Source organism: Streptomyces sp. G5(2025) (genome assembly GCF_049542075.1).
In the GTDB taxonomy this organism is placed as follows: domain Bacteria; phylum Actinomycetota; class Actinomycetes; order Streptomycetales; family Streptomycetaceae; genus Streptomyces.
Genome location: NZ_JBMUZT010000002.1, coordinates 170,477 through 188,027, shown reverse-complemented (window position 1 = coordinate 188,027; position 17,551 = coordinate 170,477). Strand labels below are relative to the sequence as shown.

At 71.7% G+C, this 17,551-nt stretch carries 14 protein-coding genes and 3 pseudogenes; 11 read left to right on the top strand and 6 right to left on the bottom strand.

The features are described 5' to 3' along the window. Window positions 1-20: 20 nt before the first annotated feature. The 5 genes from ACOBQB_RS01255 to ACOBQB_RS01235 all read left to right on the top strand — a co-directional run bounded on the left by ACOBQB_RS01255 (window position 21) and on the right by ACOBQB_RS01235 (window position 3,411). On the top strand, window positions 21-509 hold the full coding sequence (locus tag ACOBQB_RS01255; protein ID WP_423588066.1) for a MarR family winged helix-turn-helix transcriptional regulator: 489 nt from the start codon (window positions 21-23) through the stop codon (window positions 507-509). Beyond that, window positions 506-1,831 (top strand): MFS transporter, encoded by a 1,326-nt coding sequence (locus ACOBQB_RS01250; protein ID WP_423588064.1) that lies wholly within the window; start codon window positions 506-508, stop codon window positions 1,829-1,831. Before ACOBQB_RS01255 ends, ACOBQB_RS01250 begins: the two co-directional genes overlap by 4 nt. 97 nt (window positions 1,832-1,928) lie before the next feature. Beyond that, window positions 1,929-2,204 (top strand): TetR/AcrR family transcriptional regulator, encoded by a 276-nt coding sequence (locus tag ACOBQB_RS01245; RefSeq protein ID WP_423588062.1) that lies wholly within the window; start codon window positions 1,929-1,931, stop codon window positions 2,202-2,204. Continuing rightward, complete coding sequence (locus ACOBQB_RS01240; RefSeq protein WP_423588061.1) at window positions 2,201-2,557, top strand: hypothetical protein; 357 nt, start codon at window positions 2,201-2,203, stop codon at window positions 2,555-2,557. The genes ACOBQB_RS01245 and ACOBQB_RS01240 overlap by 4 nt, the downstream gene beginning before the upstream one ends. Then, on the top strand, window positions 2,554-3,411 hold the full coding sequence (locus ACOBQB_RS01235) for an alpha/beta fold hydrolase (RefSeq protein ID WP_423588059.1): 858 nt from the start codon (window positions 2,554-2,556) through the stop codon (window positions 3,409-3,411). The genes ACOBQB_RS01240 and ACOBQB_RS01235 overlap by 4 nt, the downstream gene beginning before the upstream one ends. Window positions 3,412-3,441: 30 nt before the next feature. Here the strand turns inward: ACOBQB_RS01235 and ACOBQB_RS01230 are convergent, their stop codons facing one another. Beyond that, entirely contained in the window at window positions 3,442-3,999 is a 558-nt protein-coding gene (locus ACOBQB_RS01230; protein WP_423588057.1) for a GNAT family N-acetyltransferase, read from the bottom strand. Window positions 4,000-4,270: 271 nt separating this feature from the next. On the opposite strand from ACOBQB_RS01230, the pseudogene ACOBQB_RS01225 reads away from it, so the two are divergent. Continuing rightward, a pseudogene (locus ACOBQB_RS01225) lies at window positions 4,271-4,618 on the top strand (hypothetical protein); the annotation flags it as partial. Between the two features lie 108 nt (window positions 4,619-4,726). Here ACOBQB_RS01225 and ACOBQB_RS01220 read toward each other — a convergent pair. Beyond that, a complete protein-coding gene (locus tag ACOBQB_RS01220; RefSeq protein WP_423588056.1) occupies window positions 4,727-5,251 on the bottom strand; it encodes a type II toxin-antitoxin system Phd/YefM family antitoxin in 525 nt (174 codons plus the stop codon). Window positions 5,252-5,305: 54 nt separating this feature from the next. After that, window positions 5,306-5,539: pseudogene (locus ACOBQB_RS01215) on the bottom strand (VOC family protein); the annotation flags it as partial. Window positions 5,540-5,766: 227 nt separating this feature from the next. On the opposite strand from ACOBQB_RS01215, the gene ACOBQB_RS01210 reads away from it, so the two are divergent. Then, a complete protein-coding gene (locus ACOBQB_RS01210; RefSeq protein WP_423588054.1) occupies window positions 5,767-7,488 on the top strand; it encodes an amidase family protein in 1,722 nt (573 codons plus the stop codon). A gap of 237 nt (window positions 7,489-7,725) precedes the next feature. Here the strand turns inward: ACOBQB_RS01210 and ACOBQB_RS01205 are convergent, their stop codons facing one another. Continuing rightward, a complete protein-coding gene (locus tag ACOBQB_RS01205) occupies window positions 7,726-7,965 on the bottom strand; it encodes a hypothetical protein (RefSeq protein ID WP_423588052.1) in 240 nt (79 codons plus the stop codon). A gap of 228 nt (window positions 7,966-8,193) precedes the next feature. Between ACOBQB_RS01205 and ACOBQB_RS01200 the strand changes: the two are divergent. The 4 genes and pseudogenes from ACOBQB_RS01200 to ACOBQB_RS01185 all read left to right on the top strand — a co-directional run bounded on the left by ACOBQB_RS01200 (window position 8,194) and on the right by ACOBQB_RS01185 (window position 13,043). Next, window positions 8,194-9,054, top strand: a pseudogene (locus ACOBQB_RS01200) (isocitrate lyase/PEP mutase family protein). A gap of 80 nt (window positions 9,055-9,134) precedes the next feature. Beyond that, window positions 9,135-9,995, top strand: coding sequence for an ABC transporter ATP-binding protein (locus ACOBQB_RS01195; RefSeq protein ID WP_423588050.1), 861 nt, complete (start codon window positions 9,135-9,137; stop codon window positions 9,993-9,995). Next, entirely contained in the window at window positions 9,992-10,972 is a 981-nt protein-coding gene (locus tag ACOBQB_RS01190) for an ABC transporter substrate-binding protein (protein WP_423588048.1), read from the top strand. Before ACOBQB_RS01195 ends, ACOBQB_RS01190 begins: the two co-directional genes overlap by 4 nt. Before the next feature lie 4 nt (window positions 10,973-10,976). Beyond that, window positions 10,977-13,043, top strand: a complete 2,067-nt coding sequence (locus tag ACOBQB_RS01185) for an iron ABC transporter permease (RefSeq protein ID WP_423588046.1) — start codon at window positions 10,977-10,979, stop codon at window positions 13,041-13,043. A gap of 518 nt (window positions 13,044-13,561) precedes the next feature. Here the strand turns inward: ACOBQB_RS01185 and ACOBQB_RS01180 are convergent. After that, complete coding sequence (locus tag ACOBQB_RS01180; protein WP_423588044.1) at window positions 13,562-14,314, bottom strand: ZIP family metal transporter; 753 nt, start codon at window positions 14,312-14,314, stop codon at window positions 13,562-13,564. A 54-nt stretch (window positions 14,315-14,368) separates the two neighbouring features. Beyond that, window positions 14,369-17,527: an amidohydrolase family protein gene (locus tag ACOBQB_RS01175; protein ID WP_423588043.1), complete on the bottom strand. Its 3,159-nt coding sequence runs from the start codon at window positions 17,525-17,527 to the stop codon at window positions 14,369-14,371. Between the last annotated feature and the right edge of the window lie 24 nt (window positions 17,528-17,551).

Below are 17,551 nucleotides of genomic sequence, written 5' to 3'. Positions count from 1 at the left end.
AGTCCTGTTATATTAGCGCTGTGACATTCTCCGATCCCACCGCACTGCCCGACCCCTGGCAGTCCCTGCACGAACTGCTGGCCACCATGGACGCCGAGATCGAGCAGGTCTACATCGAGCGTGGCATCAAGGGTGTACGGCCACGGTTCGCGTACCCGCTGATCCGGCTCGCGCATACCGGACCGCTGACCATCCGCGAACTGGCCGAATCCCTGAACCGCTCGCACTCCGCGATCAGCCAGACGATCGCAGCCATGCGCAAGGAGGGCCTGGTCACCTCGGAGCCGGGGCCCGACGCCCGTACGCGCCGGATCGACCTGAGCGAGCGCGGCCGAGCGCTGGTGCCGTTCCTGGCGGCCGAGTGGCGCGCCACCCACGCGGCCGTGGCCGAGCTGGACGCGGAGATCCCGTACGCGATGACGGCCGTCGTCCAGGAGCTGCGGCGGGCCCTGGAAAGCCGTTCGATGCGGCAGCGGGTCCTCCACCACCTCGTCGAACCACCGGGATGAGGGTGCGCGGCTGGTTCGTCGACGTCCGTCCGCTGCGGGGCAGTCGGCCGTTCCGTGAGCTGTGGATCGGCTCGGCGGCCTCCCAACTCGGCGGGCAGATAGCCACGGTGGCGGTGCTGGCCCAGGTCTGGGACCTGACCGGCAGCCCGGTGGGCACCGGCGCCATCGGGCTCGCCACCGGCCTGCCGATGGTGCTCTTCGGGTTGCTCGGCGGCACGTTGGCCGACGCCGTCGACCGCCGTGCGCTGGTGCGAGCCACCACCACCGGCCAACTGGCCGCCGCGGCGGGGCTGTGCGGCCAGGCGCTGGCCGGCAGTCGCAACGTACTGCTGCTGCTCACCCTGGTCGCCCTGGGCGCCGCCTGCAACGCGCTCGGCGCCCCGGCCCGGCGCACCTTCCCGGTCCGGCTGCTGCCGCCCGACCAGGTCGCCGCCGGGCTCGCGCTGACCAACGTCTCCTTCCAGGCGGCGATGCTGGCCGGGCCCGCCCTGGCCGGACTGATCATCGCCCGCTGGGGCCTGCCCGCCGCCTACGCCGCACAGGTCGCAGCCGCCGGGATCTCGGTCCTCACGGCGATCCGCCTGCCGGTCATGAGGCCGGACGGCACCGACGCGACGGGTGGCGCACGACGGTGCCGGCCGGAGCGCGCCGGCGAGGGCTGGTCGCGGCGCCTCGGCCGGCGCCCGCCGAAACGCGGCGGCCAGTGGCTCGTCCTGCGTCGCCCGACCCTGTGGGGCTCGATGGCCACCGACTTGTCCGCGACGCTGCTCGCCATGCCCATCGCCCTCTTCCCGCTGGTCAACGAGGCCCGCTTCGACGGCAATCCGCAGAATCTGGGCCTGTTTCTCTCGGCCGTCGCGGTCGGTGGCATCACGGCCGGCCTCCTCTCCGGAGCGGTGACACGTCGGCGCCGCAGCGGCCTCGTCCAGCTGGCCGCCGCCGGCGCATGGGGGCTGGCGCTGGCCGCTTTCGGGCTGGCGGGACAGCTGTGGACGGCACTCGCCTGCCTGGCGCTGGCGGGCGCCGCCGACACCGTGTCCGTGGTCACCCGCAGTGCCCTGGTCCAGTTGGAGACCCCGGAGGCGTACCGGGGGAGGATCTCCTCGGTGGAACATGTCATCGGCGTCGCGGGCCCCGAACTCGGCAACTTCCGCGGGGGCCTGCTGGCGTCGGCCACCTCGGCCTCCTTCGCCCTGGTCACCGGTGGCCTCTCCGCCGTCCTGGCGATCACCGCCGTGGCCGCGACCAACAGACCCCTACGGACCTACCGCACACCGCCCGCCTTGAGAGAACCGTCCGCCGCTCGGGGGGTACCGAAGTAGCCGCTGGCCACCGCGAGTTGGGCAACCCCTTGCCTAGGCCTAGAGACCCGTCTAAAATTAGGGTGCTCTCTAAGTTCTCGCGAGGGGATGTGCGCGAATGCAGGCGATCGACGGGGGACTACGCGAGCACCACAAGGCCCAGCGGCGGGCGCGGATCCTCGACGCGACGCGGGAACTTCTGCGGGAGAGTCCGGAGTCGGTGATCAGTACCGAGCGGATCGCCGAGCGGGCGGCGGTCGCCCCGGCCACCGTGTACAACCTGATCGGGCCGCGCGAGAAGGTCTGGGAGGCGCTTGCCGCCGGGTTCATGGACGAGCTTGAGCGCCGGCTGGTGGTGCTGGGGCCGGCGATCCGCGGGACGTCGTGCGGTTGACCGTACGTCTGTTCGTAGAGGACCCGGTGGTGTCGCGGCGCATGGTGCGTGAGTGGGAGGCGAGCGGTCTCGTGCTCGACCGCAGTCCGCTCATCCAGCTCCGCCGGGCGATGGCCGAGGCACAGACGCGGGGCATCCTGCGCGCCGACATCCATACCGATGCCCTGGCGGCCGTGGTCGGCACCTCGTGCGTGGGCGCCCTGCATCAGTGGGTCGCGGCCCTCATCGACGACGACCAGTTCCTCGCGCGCGCTCTGTTCGCACTGGACGTCGCGCTCGCCGCGTCGGCCGAGGACGCCCACCGCGACCGACTGCTGGCACCGCTGCGGACCCGAGGGACGGCAACGGCATGACGGCCGACGCACCCTCACGGCCCCGGAACTTCGTGGGCCGGGACGGGACCCGGCTCGCGGCGGACATGTGGGGCGAAGCGTCCGCGCCGCCCCTGGTGCTGCTGCACGGCGGCGGCCAGACACGGCACGCCTGGGATCGGACCGGCCCTCGACTGGCCGGGCTGGGGTGGCGGGTCGTCGCTCCCGACCTGCGCGGGCATGGCACCAGTCAGTGGTCGGCCGACGGTGTCTACGACCTCGACCTGTTCGCCGAGGACGTGCGGGCACTCGTCGCCGACCTCGGCGACCGCCCGGTACTCGTCGGAGCCTCGCTCGGCGGCCTGAGTTCGCTGCTCGCCGCCGGAGAGGCGCCCAGGGCGGCGATTCGCGCTCTGGTGCTTGTCGATGTCGCCCATCGACCCGACCCCCGCGGGGTCCGCCGGATCGTCGAGTTCATGCGCCGCCGGCCGGACGGCTTCACGAGCGTCGAGGAAGCGGCCGCCGTGGTCTCCGCCCACCTGCCGCACCGCAGGCGCCCGTACGACCCCGAGAGGTTGCGCAACAATCTGCGACGCCTCGGCGATCGCTGGGTCTGGCACTGGGACCCCCGGATGCTGAGAAGTTTCGAGGACCGGACGGACCCGCCCGGCATGGCGGAGCGTCTTCTTGACGCCGCCCGCCACGCCGACGTGCCGATCCTGCTCATCCGCGGCGGCCTCAGCGACGTGGTGCGCGAGGACATCGCCGAGGAGTTCTGCGACAGGGTTCCCCACGCACGGTACGTCGATGTGGGCGACGCGGGGCACATGGTGGTCGGTGACCGGAACGAACCCTTCATCGACGCGCTCATCCCGTTCCTGGACGGCATTCAGTGAGCGGCATCGGTGACCCTTCAGCCTTGGGACTCAGCGGGGGCCCGGGGCGCTGAAGGCGATCCAGGTGTCCGGCGGCAGTTCCGGACGGCCTGGGACCGGCCTGCGTTCCTCACTCCACACGTCACCGGCGATCTCGGTGGCAACGCGACGCCAGAACGCCACCGCGGCGATGTTGCGCTCCTGGAAGGCGACTTCCCATGGCCCCGGGTGTCTCGCCACGACCTCTTGGACGGCGCGCAGCCCGATCCCCGCCCGGCGTGCGCCACGGACCACGAAGAAGCTGTTCAGAACGCGCGTCGGAGCCGACAGGCCGCGCACGACAGCGAGACCGACCGGGCACGCGCCACTGGTCAGGAGATAGGGCGCCCAGTCGGCCTGCGTGAAGGCGGCTTGGAGCCGTTCACTCCGGAAGGTTCCGTCGGGGTTGGGCAGAGCACCGCTGAACTCCGACATGTCATGTTGGAACAGCAACCAGAGGCGCTCCGCTATCGGTTGGTCGCTCGCGTCGGCCAGGCGCGCGGATACGGCGGATGCATCCGATACGGCGGATGCATCGGATACGGCTGATACAGCGGATACGTCGGTCATCGATCTCCCTCGCATGGCGTGAGTCTCGCGGTGCTCGGGCACTTCGGGGTGGGCTCGACCGTGTCAGGAACGCGGTGCCGCCCGCGAGTGCCCGGCGCGTCCGGGGCGGGCCCGGACATGAGAAAAGCCTCCGCGGCGGAGGCTGAGGCCCGGCCGGGGAGGCTTGAGTACTGGCAGGCAACATATCAGGTGCACCGCTGGGTGCTTGTTGAGGCGTGGGCGGTCTGCGCGGCCGAGCCACGTCATCTCGTACACCCATGAGGAGGAACAACCGGCAATGCGCGCGGTGTTCGCCGCGCGCTACGCCGCCGGGGAACTGATGCTCTACGACAGCCAGGCGGAGCAGACCACCGGGAGGGGCGCCGTCATCGCGTGTGTGGACACCTCGCACTCCACGTACGTGGAAGGACCCGGGGGAGATGACGAGTGCGACGTCACCGAGGAATGGATGCGTGGCTGGAACGACGCCAAGCACCGGCTGGGTCTCCGGGTCTTCGGCGTGGCCGTCGGTGCTCCGTGCGCCGCCGACTCGGTCCTTGAGGCCCTGTGCGACAACCTCCGCTGCGTCGAGGACTTCACCGACGTTCACGCCGCCGCCGACATGTTCCGCGTGATCTGACATCACCCGGCAACCGCTGGGGGCACGCACGCACCACCGTGCCCCCGCAGGCGCAGCGGCAGCGCTGTGACCGGCCGCCTCATTCGGCGCTGTCCGCCGAGCGGCCGGTCACTGCTCGCCGACCGGAGGCTGCCGATCCAGGAATTCCTGGAATGTTGCTGACTGCTCGGGGTCCATGTACCCCTGGCGCGCGTACATGGCTTTGCTCTCGAACCACACCGCCTCGTCGGCGGCCAACTGCACGGCCACCACCATGCCGTCCCGGGCGAAGCTCACACGTCGGCCATCGGCGCGCACGTACCGGCTGTAGGGGCCGTACTCCCGCGGCCTGGCCAACGGCTCGACTCGAAGCCGGCCGACATCCCACGCCGTCTCGTCCGCGTCCGCGTTCTCTTCCTCCGGATCCCGCGGCATCGGTACCGGGACGGGCCCCGGTGCGGGCGCGGGGCAGTCGGCGCGGGCCCAGTGCTCCAGCTCGGCAACCACCCTCGCGGGAAGCAGCACGCTCACCGGCACGTCGGCCTCAGTGAGCACGACGCGTTCACCGGTGGACTCGACCAGCGAGACGAGACGTTCGTAGTCGACCGGGTCCGGAGCGTACCGACGCTCGACGACTATCTTCACTTCATCCATAGCGCCGCACGCTGTACGCCTCGCCGGTGGGGGAGTCTCGCCCCTGTCGCTCCGTCACGCGGCGGCTGAGCCGACGCAGAACTCGTTGCCCTCCGGGTCGGCCATGACGACATGGTGTCCGTCGAACTCCTCCAGGACGGTCCCACCGGCACGCACCAGGCGTTCGGACTTCGACCTGATCCGTGCCCACCGCTCGTCAGGGCTGCCGCGTCCTGGCACCCGGACGTCGATGTGGAGCCGGTTCTTCGCCGTCTTGGGCTCGCGGACCTTGGGGATGCACAGGAGGGGGCAGAAGACGGCAAGAGCCTGCGCGTCCGCGCGATCGAGCGGCAGGCCGATTCTGGCTGCCGTGCGGGGGACCATACCGCGCTCCGCGCCCCTCTGAGCTCGGCTTTCAGCTTCGGCCTGAGGTGCCGGGTGCCCAGTGGGCGGCCTGGACCGTTCCCTCGTAGGCGAGGCCTTCCAGGCACTCGCACCCTTGCGCCGGATGGTGCCCGTGTAGTCCGCTGACACTCATGGGGAAGAAGAGCATGGCCGCAATGACCGCCGCGCTTGTCGCGGGGTCCCTTCTGACGGGCGTACCGAACGCCGGTGCGCAAGCCGCCGAGCATGGCAGCGACGACTCGCCGCGGCCGACCGGCGGGTCATCCCCCGTTCCGGGGGTCGACCTGGACACTGTGACGATTCCGGAATTACAGGCGCGTATGGCGGATGGTTCCCTGACGTCGTCGACGCTGACCCGGGCCTACCTGCGGCGGATTCAGGACATTGATCCCAGGATTCACTCGGTGCTGCGTACCAGCCCGACGGCCCTGCGCCAGGCGGCCGCCAGCGATGCCAGGCACCGGCGTGGCAAGACCCTTGGGCCGCTGGACGGGATTCCCGTTCTGGTCAAGGACAACGTCAACACCCGGGACATGCCGACGACGGCCGGATCGCTCGCGCTCGCCGGGAGCCCGCCCACCACAGATGCCGTGCTGGTGACCCGGCTACGGAAGGCGGGGGCGGTGATCCTCGGCAAGACCAACCTGTCCGAATGGGCCAACTTCCGCGCCGCGAAGCCGACATCGGGGTGGTCGGCGGTAGGCGGGCAGACCAACAACCCGTACGTCCTCGACCGGAATCCGTGCGGATCGTCGTCCGGATCCGCCGCCGCGCTCGCCGCGTCATTGGCGCAGGTGGCGATCGGCACCGAGACGGACGGCTCCATCGTGTGCCCGGCCGGGATGAACGGCGTCGTCGGCCATAAGCCCAGTCTCGGCCTGGTCAGCCAGTCCGGCGTGGTGCCGATCTCCGCCGAGCAGGACGCGGCCGGGCCCATGGCGCGCAACGTGACCGACACCGCGCTCACGCTCGCGGTGCTGAGCGAGCACACGGACGCGCCTGCCAATGGCGCCCGCACCGGCGGCCTCCAAGGTCTCCCGAGCCTCCAGCGCCTCCCGGGCCTCCAGCACCTCAAGGGCCTCCAGAGCCGCCTCGGCCCGTCGAGCCGCCCCGGCCCGTCAAACCTCCAAGACGCGGTGGCGGGCCCAGCCGGCCCCGGCCTGCACGGCAAGCGGATCGGTCTGTGGCGCCTGCCCTCCCTCGGACCCGACGTCGATGCGGTGATGACGCGTACGGCGAAGAAGCTGCGCAAGGCCGGAGCGGTGGTCGTCGAGGTGACACCCCCGTACCAGGAGCGGCTCGCCGAGCTCGAATTCCCGGCGCTGCTCAGCGAGTTCCACCGCGACCTCGATGCCTACCTCGGCACCCGCGAAGGACCCCGGAACCTCGCCGAACTGATCGAGTTCAACCGCGCCCATCCCGAGGAACAGACCTGCTTCTCAGGCCAGGAGCTGTTCGAACGGGCCCTCGCCGCGCCGCCCACCACCGACCCCACGTACAAGGCGATGCGCGCCGAATTGAAGAACCTCTCCCGCCGCTCCATCGACGAGACCATGGCCGCCCACCACCTGGACGCCATCGCCGCGCCCACGAACCCGCCCGCCTGGACAACCGACTGCGCGCGCGGCGACAACGACGTCATCCCCTCTTCCACGCCCGCGGCCGTCGCCGGATACCCGTCCCTCTCGGTGCCCGCCGGGTTCGTGAACGAACTGCCGGTCGGACTGCTCCTGATGGCCGGTGACCACCAGGACACCGAAGTCCTGTCCCTGGGTGCCGCGGTGGAGCACCGCCTCAAGGCGTGGCGAGCACCCCGCTACCTGCCGACGGTCGGGTCGGGCGCGCCGCGGTGAACACAGGGGGCGGTATCTTCCCCGCACGGTTGATCACCGCTTGACCGACGGCGGAGGGGTCCGGCTGGCTGATCAGGTCTCGGGCCGGCCGGACACCCCGCCGCTCGTCATGTCGCACGCGCTGGACGAGAACGCCACCGACTGGGACAACGTGGCCCCGGCCCTCGCGCGCGTCCGGCGCCTCCACGCTCTCGATTCCCACCAGACCGGACGGCGGGCTGACGTCCAACGAACCGGCTACTCGACCGGGTCTTCCTCGGCGCGTCGCGCGGCCTTCTTCGCCGCCTGTTCGACCTCGTTGCGGGACTGCCCGGTCGCCGCAGCGTGCGCCGTGACGGCTGCCCGGAAGCGCTCTGTCGCGTCGTTCCAGTGGCGCCACTGCGCCGCATACTCCTCGTCCTCAAGGCCCGCGAGCTTGGCGCGTTCTGTCTCGGCGGAATGTTCCAGCTTGACCAGTTCATCGGAGATGTCTGCCACGAGCGGATCCTAAGCGGGCGCCCCGGCGTCATCGCCTCGACCCGCGCGACGGGGGGACGGGCTCAGCACAGTCGAGGGTGGCAGTGACGTTTCTGTGGTGAAAGTGCTGCACCGGAAGGGTGAGACGGGTGTGGGCCGGAGGGTTCCGCCCGATCGGCGAAACCATCCTGTCTCGGGAAACGCATGCGTTCCCCCATGCCCGCCCCCCACACCACCAGGAGCCAGGCGTTGAAGCACGGAACGAAGTTGCGGGACCGGATCGCCGCGCCCGGCACGACTCCTCTGATCGGCGTGTACGACATGTACTCCGCGTCCGTCGCCGCCGGCCACTACGACGGGATGTTCGTCTCCGGGTTCGGCTTCGCCGCCTCGTACTACGGGCTCCCCGACATCGGGTTCATCGCCTGGCCGGACATGGTGGCGTTCACGCAGCGGTTGCGGGGCGCGTTTCCGCGGCACCACCTGCTCGTGGACATCGACGACGGTTACGCCGATCCCGAAGTGGCCTGTCATGTGGTGGAGAGCCTGGAACGGATCGGGGCCTCCGGAGTGATCCTGGAGGACCAGAAGCGGCCCCGCCGGTGCGGACACGCGGACGGCAAGCAGGTGCTGCCCCTCGACGAGTACCTGACCAAGCTGGAGATGGTGCTGCGGACCCGGACGGACATGGTCGTGGTGGCCCGGACGGACGCGACGGACGAGGCGGACATCATGGAGCGCGCCAGGTGCCTGGCGGCCACCGACGCGGACGTGGTCCTGGTGGACGGCGTACGCGACGTGGCGGGTATCCGCCGGCTCCGCGAGGTGGTCGGCGGCAAGCCCCTGCTGTTCAACCAGATCGCCGGGGGCAAGTCCCCGCGGTCTCGCTCGCCGAACTCGCCGATGTGGGCGTGGACGTCGCCGTCTACAGCACGCCCTGTCTCTTCTGCCGCGCACGAGGCGATGGAGGCCGCGCTCGCCGACCTGAAGCGTACCGACGGCAGACTGCCGTTCGTCGACCCCGCCCACGGCATCGGCGTCACCGCCTCGACCCGCCTCCTGGAACGGAACATCGCCCGCCATCACCCCAAGGATCCGGAAACCATGTGAGTCAGGCCGGATTCCGTCTTGCGAGACGAACACGGCACCCCCATTTCACGGACTAGTTAGGCTAAGCTAACCTCTGCGGCGTGCATGTAGGTGAAGAGACCGCCGAGGCCACGCGCCCCCAGGGTCATGAACTGTCGGCCACGGGTGTCACCGTGGCGTACGAAGGCGTCGACGTAGTCCACGACGCCGCGATGACGCTGTGCCCGGGCGAAGTGACGGTCCTGGTCGGCCCGAACGGCAGCGGGAAGTCGACGCTGCTGCGCACCCTCGCGCGCCTCCAAAGGCCCCGGACCGCCACGCTCGTCATCGACGGCGCCACCGACGGCCTCGCCCTGAGCCCCCGTGAGTTCTCCCGGCACGTCGCCCTGCTCACGCAAGGCCGCCCCACGCCCAGCGGACTGACCGTACGGGACGTCGTCGAATTCGGCCGCTACCCGCACCGGGGCCGCTGGGGCAAGGCCGACCCGGGCGGTCGGGCGGCGGTCGACCGCGCGCTCGCCATGACCGGCGTCGCGGACCTGGCCGAACGCGGGGCCGAGCACCTGTCCGGCGGCCAGCTCCAGCGCGTATGGCTCGCCGGCTGTCTCGCCCAGGAGACGGGCGTGCTCCTGCTCGACGAGCCGACGAACCATCTCGACCTGCGCTACCAGGTCGAACTCCTCGACCTCATGCGGGACTTGGCGGACGCGCACGGGATCGCCGTCGGAGCCGTCCTGCACGACCTCGACCAGGCGGCCGCCATCGCCGACCGCGTCCTGCTGCTGGACGCGGGGCGGATCGTCGCGGACGGCGACCCCGAAGACGTACTGACGCCGGAGCGGTTGACCGAGACATACGGCATCCGCATCGAAGTCGACTCCGACCCCCTCACCGGTCACCTGCGTACCCGCGCCATAGGCCGCCACCACTCGCGAAGCGAAAGGCTCAGCACCACCTCATGAGACGCCTCCTGTACACCGCGGCGGCCGCCACCGCTGCGGCCCTCGCCCTGTCCTCCTGCGGCACCACCGAGCCCGCCGCCGACGACGCCGAGAAGAACGCCCGGTCCCTCACCCTCACCGATGGCACCGGCACGAAGGTGCAGCTGGACGGCCCGGCGAAGAAGGTCGTCGGCACCGAGTGGAACGCCGTGGAGAGCCTGATATCGCTCGGCGTCGACCCGACCGGCGTCGCCGACGTCAAGGGCTACAAGACCTGGGACACCGCCGCCCCGCTGAAGAACGACCCCAAGGACGTCGGTACACGCGGCGAGCCGAGCATGGACACCATCGCGTCCCTGAAGCCCGACCTCATCATCGCCACCACCGACCTGCCCGCCGCCGCCGTGAAGCAGATGCGAGAGATCGCACCGGTCCTGAACCTGCGCCCCGCCGACGCCGCGGACCCGATCGGCCAGATGACCGAGAACCTCGACCTCCTCGCCAAGGCCACCGGCACCACCGAGCGGGCCACCGAGCTCAAGAAGGACTTCCGGGCGAAGCTCGCCGAGGGCAAGAAGAAGCTCGCCGCCGCCGGTCACGGCGGCGCGAAGTACGCCTTCGCCGACGGCTACGTCACCGGCAACCAGACCTCGATCCGCCCGTACACCGGCGGCTCGCTCATCGGAGCCGTCAACGAGAAGCTCGGCCTGAAGAACGACTGGACGGTCAAGGGCGACAAGATCTACGGCCTCGGCGCCACCGACGTCGAAGGCCTCACCCAACTCGACAAGGACGTGCAGTTCGTCTACATCGGCAACGACGGCGACAAGAGCAGCAACCCGTTCACCGGCGTCCTGAAGAAGGACAAGGTGTGGACGTCGCTCTCGTTCGTGAAGAAGGGCAACGTGCACCGGCTGCCCGACGGCACCTGGATGTTCGGCGCCACCGCGTCCATGAGCCAGTACGTCGACGCCGTCGTCGAGGCGCTGAAGAAGTAACACCATGGCCGTCACCGCAACCACCCCCGCCGCCCGCCCCTCGACAGCCGCCTCCCGCACGGGCGCGGCCGCGGTGACGGCCGCACTGGTCCTCCTCGTCGCCGCACTCGCGCTCGTCGACCTCACCCAGGGCACGGCCGCCGTCGGCCCCACCGAGGTGTGGAAGGCGTTCACCGGCCGCGCCGACACCGCCGACGCGTCCGTCGTCGTCGCCTCCCGGCTGCCGAGAATGACCGCGGGCCTGCTCGTCGGCGCCGTCCTCGGCATGGCGGGCGCCGCCCTCCAGGCGATCAGCCGCAACGTCCTCGCCTCGCCCGACACCCTCGCCGTCAACGCGGGCTCCTACCTCGCCCTCGGCGTGGCCGCCGCCACCGGTGTCTCGCTCCCGCTCCTCGCCTCCTCCGGCGTAGCGTTCGTCGGCGGACTCGCCGCGGCGGCCGTCGTCCTCGGCCTGTCCGGGCTCGGCGCGGGCACGATCCGCCTCGTCCTCGCGGGCAGTGCCCTCACCCTCGGCCTCACCGCCGTCACCGAGGGCCTGCTCCTGCTGTTCCCCCACGAGACCGAGGGCCTCTACAAGTGGAACCAGGGCAGCATCGCGCAGAACGGTTTTGACGGCGTCCTACAGATGCTGCCCATCGCCGCCGTCGGACTCGTCGGTCTCCTCCTCCTCGCCCGCAGGGTCGACGCGCTGGCCCTCGGTGACGACGCCGCGCACGGCGTCGGTGTGCCCGTGCGCTCCACCCGCGTCGTCACCGTCGTGCTCGCCGCACTGCTCTCCACCGCCGCTGTCACCCTCGCCGGGCCCGTCGGGTTCGTCGGCCTGTGCGCGCCCGCCCTCGTACGCCCGCTCGCCCGCAGGTTCCGGGCGTTCACCCGCTCGCGCGCGCGGCTGCCGTTCGCCGGTCTCACCGGCGCCGCCCTGGTGCTCGGCTCCGACGTGCTGTTGCGCGCCGTCGTGCCGTCGGACACCGCGGTCGCCGTACCCACGGGCGTCGTCACCAGTCTGGTCGGCGCGCTCTTTCTGATCGTCATGGCCGCGCGGGCCAGGGACACCGCGGGCGCCGCTCCCGCCGACCGGCTGCGCATCCGCGGCAGAACCGTCTTCGCCGTCACGACGGTCACCCTGGTGGCCGTGCTGATCGGCCTGGTGATCGCCGCCGTGCTCATCGGGGACAGCAAACTGCTGATGGGTGACGTGGTCAACTGGGCCCAGGGCCGAGCCGGTCGGACCGTTTCCTTCGTCCTGGACACCCGGGTGCCGCGCGTCCTCGCCGCCCTCCTGGCGGGAGCGGCACTCGCGCTCGCCGGGACGCTCATCCAGGCCGTGACGCGCAACCCTCTCGCCGAACCAGGCGTCCTGGGTGTGACCAACGGCGCCGCGGTGGGTGCCGTCCTGCTCGTCACGACGGTGCCGGCGGCCGGTTCGTGGAGCATCGCCGTGAGCGCTTTCGCGGGCGCCGCGATCAGCTCGCTCCTCGTCTTCGGTCTCGCGGCGCGGGGTGGTTTCCAGCAGAACCGGCTCGTCCTCGTCGGGTTCGGGTTCGCCACGGGAGCGACGGCCGTCATCAGCATGCTCATCATCCTCACCGACCCGTTCAACGCGACGAAGGCACTGACCTGGCTGGCGGGTTCCACCTACGGGCGGACCCTGCCCGACGTGGTGCCTCTCGCGGTCGTCCTCGCCGTGGGCCTGGTCGTCGCGGTCGTACGGCGCACCGAACTCGACCTGGTCTCACTCGACGAGGACACCCCGAGGCTGCTCGGTCTCGCCCTGGGCCGCGGACGCCTGGCCTTCCTCGTCGTCGGCGTCCTGCTGAGCGCCACCGCCGTGTCGGCCGCCGGCACGATCGGCTTCGTCGGCCTCGTCGCGCCGCACGCCGCCCGGGCCCTGGTGGGCCGCAGGCACGTCCGGGTGGTGCCGGTCGCCGTCCTCCTCGGAGCCATCCTCGTGTGCGCCGCCGACCTGGTGGGCCGGACGGTCATCGCTCCGGCCCAGCTCGGCGCCGGGCTCATGACGGCCGTGATCGGGACGCCGTACTTCCTCTATCTACTCGTACGCAGCCGCCGCTAGAGGAGGTACGGGCCGCAGATGAGCGCAGGGCCCGGCGAAGCCTTGCGGCATACGCATGCGGTGCGCGAGGTCACGAGCCAGGCGCCGGGTGAGGCGGCTGTACCAAGCGACATCCGGGTAACAGGCCCGCAAATGGGACACGGCACGCGTCCCCAGCCCGCTGTCCTGGAGGGGGCCGGTCACTTGGGCGTGCGTCACCACACCGCTCCCGCACTCTTCGCACACCTCGTAGTCGAGGCGGCCGACGATGCGGCGCCCGTACACCAGGAGCAGACAGCGCCCTCCGGCACCGCTCGGTGCGGGCGAGTGGAGGATCTCCACGTCGCGGTAGGCGAGCAGACGCCGGTGCAGCCGGCCACGGCGACGATTGCGGCGCGCGTGGCGGGGCTCTCTGCGGAGCCGGGCGCCGGGCAGAGAGGCAATGGGCGCAAGAAGGTGTGTCCCAAGCATTCCCTGCGTCTACCCCTGCCCGGCGCAAGCACTCAGGCTTCCTCCGGAGGCGGCGTCAGCCGCGTGGTTCAGGCGTGGGACAGCGCGAACGACACGAGGAACCCGCACACCGTGATCAGCCCTATGGCCAGGTGCGCGTTCTCGAACGCCTCCGGGATCATCGTGTCGGCGATCATGGCGAGGATCGCGCCGGCCGCCACCGCGGTCACCGCCGCCACCACCGCCGTGGACATGCCGCCCACCACGGCGTACCCGAGCACCGCCGCCACCGTACTGGCCAGCACGATCACGCCCCACACACCGAAGACGTACGCCTTGCCGCGCCCCGCCCGCCGCATCCCGGCGGAACTGGACAGGCCCTCGGGTACGTTGCTGATGAACACCGCGGCCACCGTCGCCGCACTGACCGCACCACCCTTCAGCAGGCTCACCCCGATGACCGCCGACTCCGGCACGCCGTCCAGCAGGGCGCCCAGCGCCAGCGCCAGCCCCGAGCCGCCCTGTTCGGACTCGGAGGGCTGCCTGCCCTGCCCGCTGCGCTTGCGGTGGCGCGCGCCACGACCTGCCAGCCAGGCGTTCCCGCCCGTATAGGCGAGCGCTCCGCCCACCGTGCCGATCGCCGCAGGGGCGAGGCCGGCCTCGTCGTACGCCTCCGCCGCCAGCTCGAAGGACACGGCCGACAGCAGGACTCCCGCGCCGAACGCCATCACGGACGCCACCAGCCACTGGGGCACCCGGACCCCGTAGCCGACCACCGCCCCCAGCAGGAGGGCGGAACCGGCCACAAGGCCCCATACACCGGCTTCGAAGATTTCAGGCATGCGATCTTCCCTACCCGCCCCGCACCACATGCCATCAGGAGACCACCGAGAGGTTCAGGTCTCCTCGCCGTGGTGGCAGCAGGACCCCCGCCGCATGCTGAGGGCGGTTTCCAGCCAGGTGGTGCCCGGGGGCGGAGCAGCGGCGGCTGCCCGGTGGAGGGCGGTGAGGTCGGCCTGCCGGTGGGGGAGGCCCTCGCGGATGACCAGGGAGGTGTTGACGAGGGTGGCGAAGTCGGTGAACGGGTCGCCGTCGACGACGACGAGGTCGGCGATCTTGCCTGCCTCGACGGTGCCCACGTCACCGAGGCCGAAGAGCCGGGCCGGGACCGTGGTCGCGCAGCGCAGTGCCTCCGCGGGGGAGAAACCGTGGGCGTGCAGGGCGCGCAGGGCCAGGTGCATGGACAGGCCGACCGGCACGAGGGGCGCGTCGCTGCCGAGCGCGAGGCGCGCACCCTGAGAGCGCAGCTGCCGGTAGTTGGCCATCTCGGTGGCCAGTTGCCGCCGCTGTGCGGCTGTGGGCGGGGTCTTCGCGCGCTCGTCGACGTCGGCGATGTCCCAGGGAGGCATGAGGGCCCGCACCCGCGGGTCGTCGGCCAGCGCGGTGTCGGTGCCCAGCAGGGACTGCGCGGCGAACGGGGTGATGATCAGGCCGAAGGACCCGTCGGCGTACTGCTCGACCAGGTCCTGGTGGATGTGGCCCTGCGGGGTGGTGGCGTGCCCGTGGGGCAGGCGCTGGGTGGCCTGAAGGTGGGTGGTGAGGTCCTGGCCGGCCGCGCGGCCGGGGGAGCACAGGTGGCTGCCGCAGGGCACGCCCAGCCGGTGCGCGGCGGTGGCGGCCCGGGCCATGACGTCACCGGAGGCACGGACGTACGTCTTGATGAAATCGACGTCCAGGGCGGTGGCCCGCCGCAGGGTGCGCTCGACACCGGCCGAGGTGCGGTGCGCCCGTCCCATGCTGTACGCGGTGCGGGAGCCGTCGATGAGCTCCGCGCACGCCAACTGCCGTGGCCCCAGGCTGTGTCCGGTCGCGGCTGATTCACGCAGCCGGACGGCCTCGTACAGGGGGCCGCCCAGGCAGGCGGTGGTGGTGATGCCGTAGGCGAGTGCGGTGAGGTTCTGCCGGGCGCCGTAGGTGGCGGTGTAGGGGTGGGTGTGGCTGTCGAAGAGGCCGGGGACGACGGTCTGAGCGGAGGCGTCGATGGTGCGGTGGCCGGCGCGGCGCGGCCGATGGGGTTCGACGGCGGTGATCCGGTCGCCGTGGACGAGGATGTCGACGTCCTGGCGCACGCTGTCGCCGGTGGCGTCCCACAACTGCCCGGCATGGATCCGCAGCCTGTCGTGCGGGTCCTTGGCGGTGCCCCGGCGGGGCGTCAAATAGGGCGCGCGCAGGGTGCGTGTCCGCTTGGGGGCGCCGCTCTCGTCGAGGGTGAGCAGGCGCAGATGTCCGCAGGACAGGTAGAGCAGGTGGCGTGCGTCCCCGGCCCAGCTGGGGTGGTCGGCGGGCTCGTCGGTCAGGCGCCGGGGCGGTCCCGCGGGGGCGCCCGCGGCGGTGACGGGCAGGGCCCACAGGACCGACTCGGCGACGACGGCTATCCACCGGCCGTCGGGCGACCACACCGGTCCGGCGGCGGCGCGGTCGGACAGCGACTGGTGGTCGGCGGGCAGATGGCGCCGCTCACCGCCGGTGAGGGTGTCGATGACGCGGATGAGGTGGTAGCCCTCGCGGAAGCGGTGGTTGAGCCGGTTGCGGTCGCAGAAGGCGAGGTACCGCCCGTCCGGGGACCACGTCGGGGTCCCCGGCGGTCCGTCGGTGGCCAGGGGCCGGGCGATCACCCGCTCCGAACCCGAGGAGAGGTCCCGCACCAGCAGCGTGCCGGTGACGTCGTGGCAGGCCAGGCGGGAGCCGTCGGGGGAGAGCGCGGGCTGCGTCCGCCCGCCGCCGGCCACCAACTCGTCCCGGTCGCCGGTCAGGTGCAGACGGCGCACCGCGATCAGCCCGCCCCGGTCGGAGCAGTACAGGAGGCTGTCGCCGTCCGGGGCCCAGGCGGGCATCTGGAGGTGGTGCTCCGGCGCGGCCTGGAGCAGCCTGCGGGGCGCGCCACCGCCGGTGGGCAGCGACCACAGTGCGTTCAGGGCGACGAACGCGGCCCTCCGGCCGTCCGGTGACAGGACGGGCCGGTGGATGCCTTTGACGGGAGTACGTCCGGCGGTGTCCGGGCGGCGCTTGGGCCGCCCGTCGGAGCGGGGGGCGGACAGCCGGGCGGTGAACGGGAGGTCGCTCACCGCATGGGTGGCGAGGGTACGCGTGCGGATCCGGCCGTCGGCCACGTACAGCAGCCGGTCGTCGTCGAGCCAGCACGGCGGGGCGGCGGCGAAGTCCTCGTCCCGCGACACCGCCTGCCCGTCGACCAGCAATGTCGTGCGTGCCGCGGGCAGTGAGGGTGAGTCGCCCGCGCTCGACAGGTGCAGGCAGGCGATACGGCCTGACGGTGACACAGAGGGCGCCAGCAGCCTGCCCTCCGGGACCGAGTGGAGCACGGTCGCCTCACCGCTTGCCACCGATACGCGGACCAGCGCCCGGCCGCCGTCGCCTTCGGACCCATGGGCGGCGCGTACGCAGACCAGCGACCCTCCGTCCGGCCACCACGCGGGGTCGATGTCGTCGAACGCTCCACCGGTCACCCGGTTCAGGTGGCCGGTGTCGAGGGCCAGGGTCCACAGGCCGTAGGCACTGCCGTGCACGGCGCTGCCCCCGCGCTCGGAGGAGAGGACCAGCCGGCGTCCGTCCGGCGACCACGCGACCGACCGGTCGTCCCACGGCCCGCCGGTCAGCCGGCGCAGGCCGCCGCCGTCGCCGCGCAGCGTCCAGATGTGGAAGGTGCCGCCGCGATAACCGCACACGGCGATCGTCTCGCCGTCCGGCGACAGGGCCGGCCGCGTCGCCTCCAGCGACCAGTCCGTCAACTGCCGGGCCGCACCACCCCCGCGCGGGACGCTCCACAGGACGCCCTGGATCTCGGCGACCATCGCCCGGCCGCCGCGGTCGGCGGTGACCGAGCCCCCGGTCATCTCACGGTAGGTCAACACCGATGCCGTGGCCCGCTCCTGATGGGGGCTCAGCGACGCGGCGGCGCCGGTGTGCGGAACCAGCCCTGCGGTCAGGCCCGCCGACGAGTTGAGGAACGTGCGACGGCTGACGAAGCCTGAACTCATGGCAGTGGTCCTCGTCCTTCGGGC

Coding starts and splice junctions, on each gene's coding strand:
- ACOBQB_RS01250 (WP_423588064.1), top strand. CDS start 506: ATGAGGGTGCGCGGCTGGTTCGTCGACGTCCGTCCGCTGCGGGGCAGT.
- ACOBQB_RS01245 (WP_423588062.1), top strand. CDS start 1,929: ATGCAGGCGATCGACGGGGGACTACGCGAGCACCACAAGGCCCAGCGG.
- ACOBQB_RS01235 (WP_423588059.1), top strand. CDS start 2,554: ATGACGGCCGACGCACCCTCACGGCCCCGGAACTTCGTGGGCCGGGAC.
- ACOBQB_RS01230 (WP_423588057.1), bottom strand. CDS start 3,999: ATGACCGACGTATCCGCTGTATCAGCCGTATCCGATGCATCCGCCGTA.
- ACOBQB_RS01220 (WP_423588056.1), bottom strand. CDS start 5,251: ATGGATGAAGTGAAGATAGTCGTCGAGCGTCGGTACGCTCCGGACCCG.
- ACOBQB_RS01210 (WP_423588054.1), top strand. CDS start 5,767: ATGGGGAAGAAGAGCATGGCCGCAATGACCGCCGCGCTTGTCGCGGGG.
- ACOBQB_RS01190 (WP_423588048.1), top strand. CDS start 9,992: ATGAGACGCCTCCTGTACACCGCGGCGGCCGCCACCGCTGCGGCCCTC.
- ACOBQB_RS01185 (WP_423588046.1), top strand. CDS start 10,977: ATGGCCGTCACCGCAACCACCCCCGCCGCCCGCCCCTCGACAGCCGCC.
- ACOBQB_RS01180 (WP_423588044.1), bottom strand. CDS start 14,314: ATGCCTGAAATCTTCGAAGCCGGTGTATGGGGCCTTGTGGCCGGTTCC.
- ACOBQB_RS01175 (WP_423588043.1), bottom strand. CDS start 17,527: ATGAGTTCAGGCTTCGTCAGCCGTCGCACGTTCCTCAACTCGTCGGCG.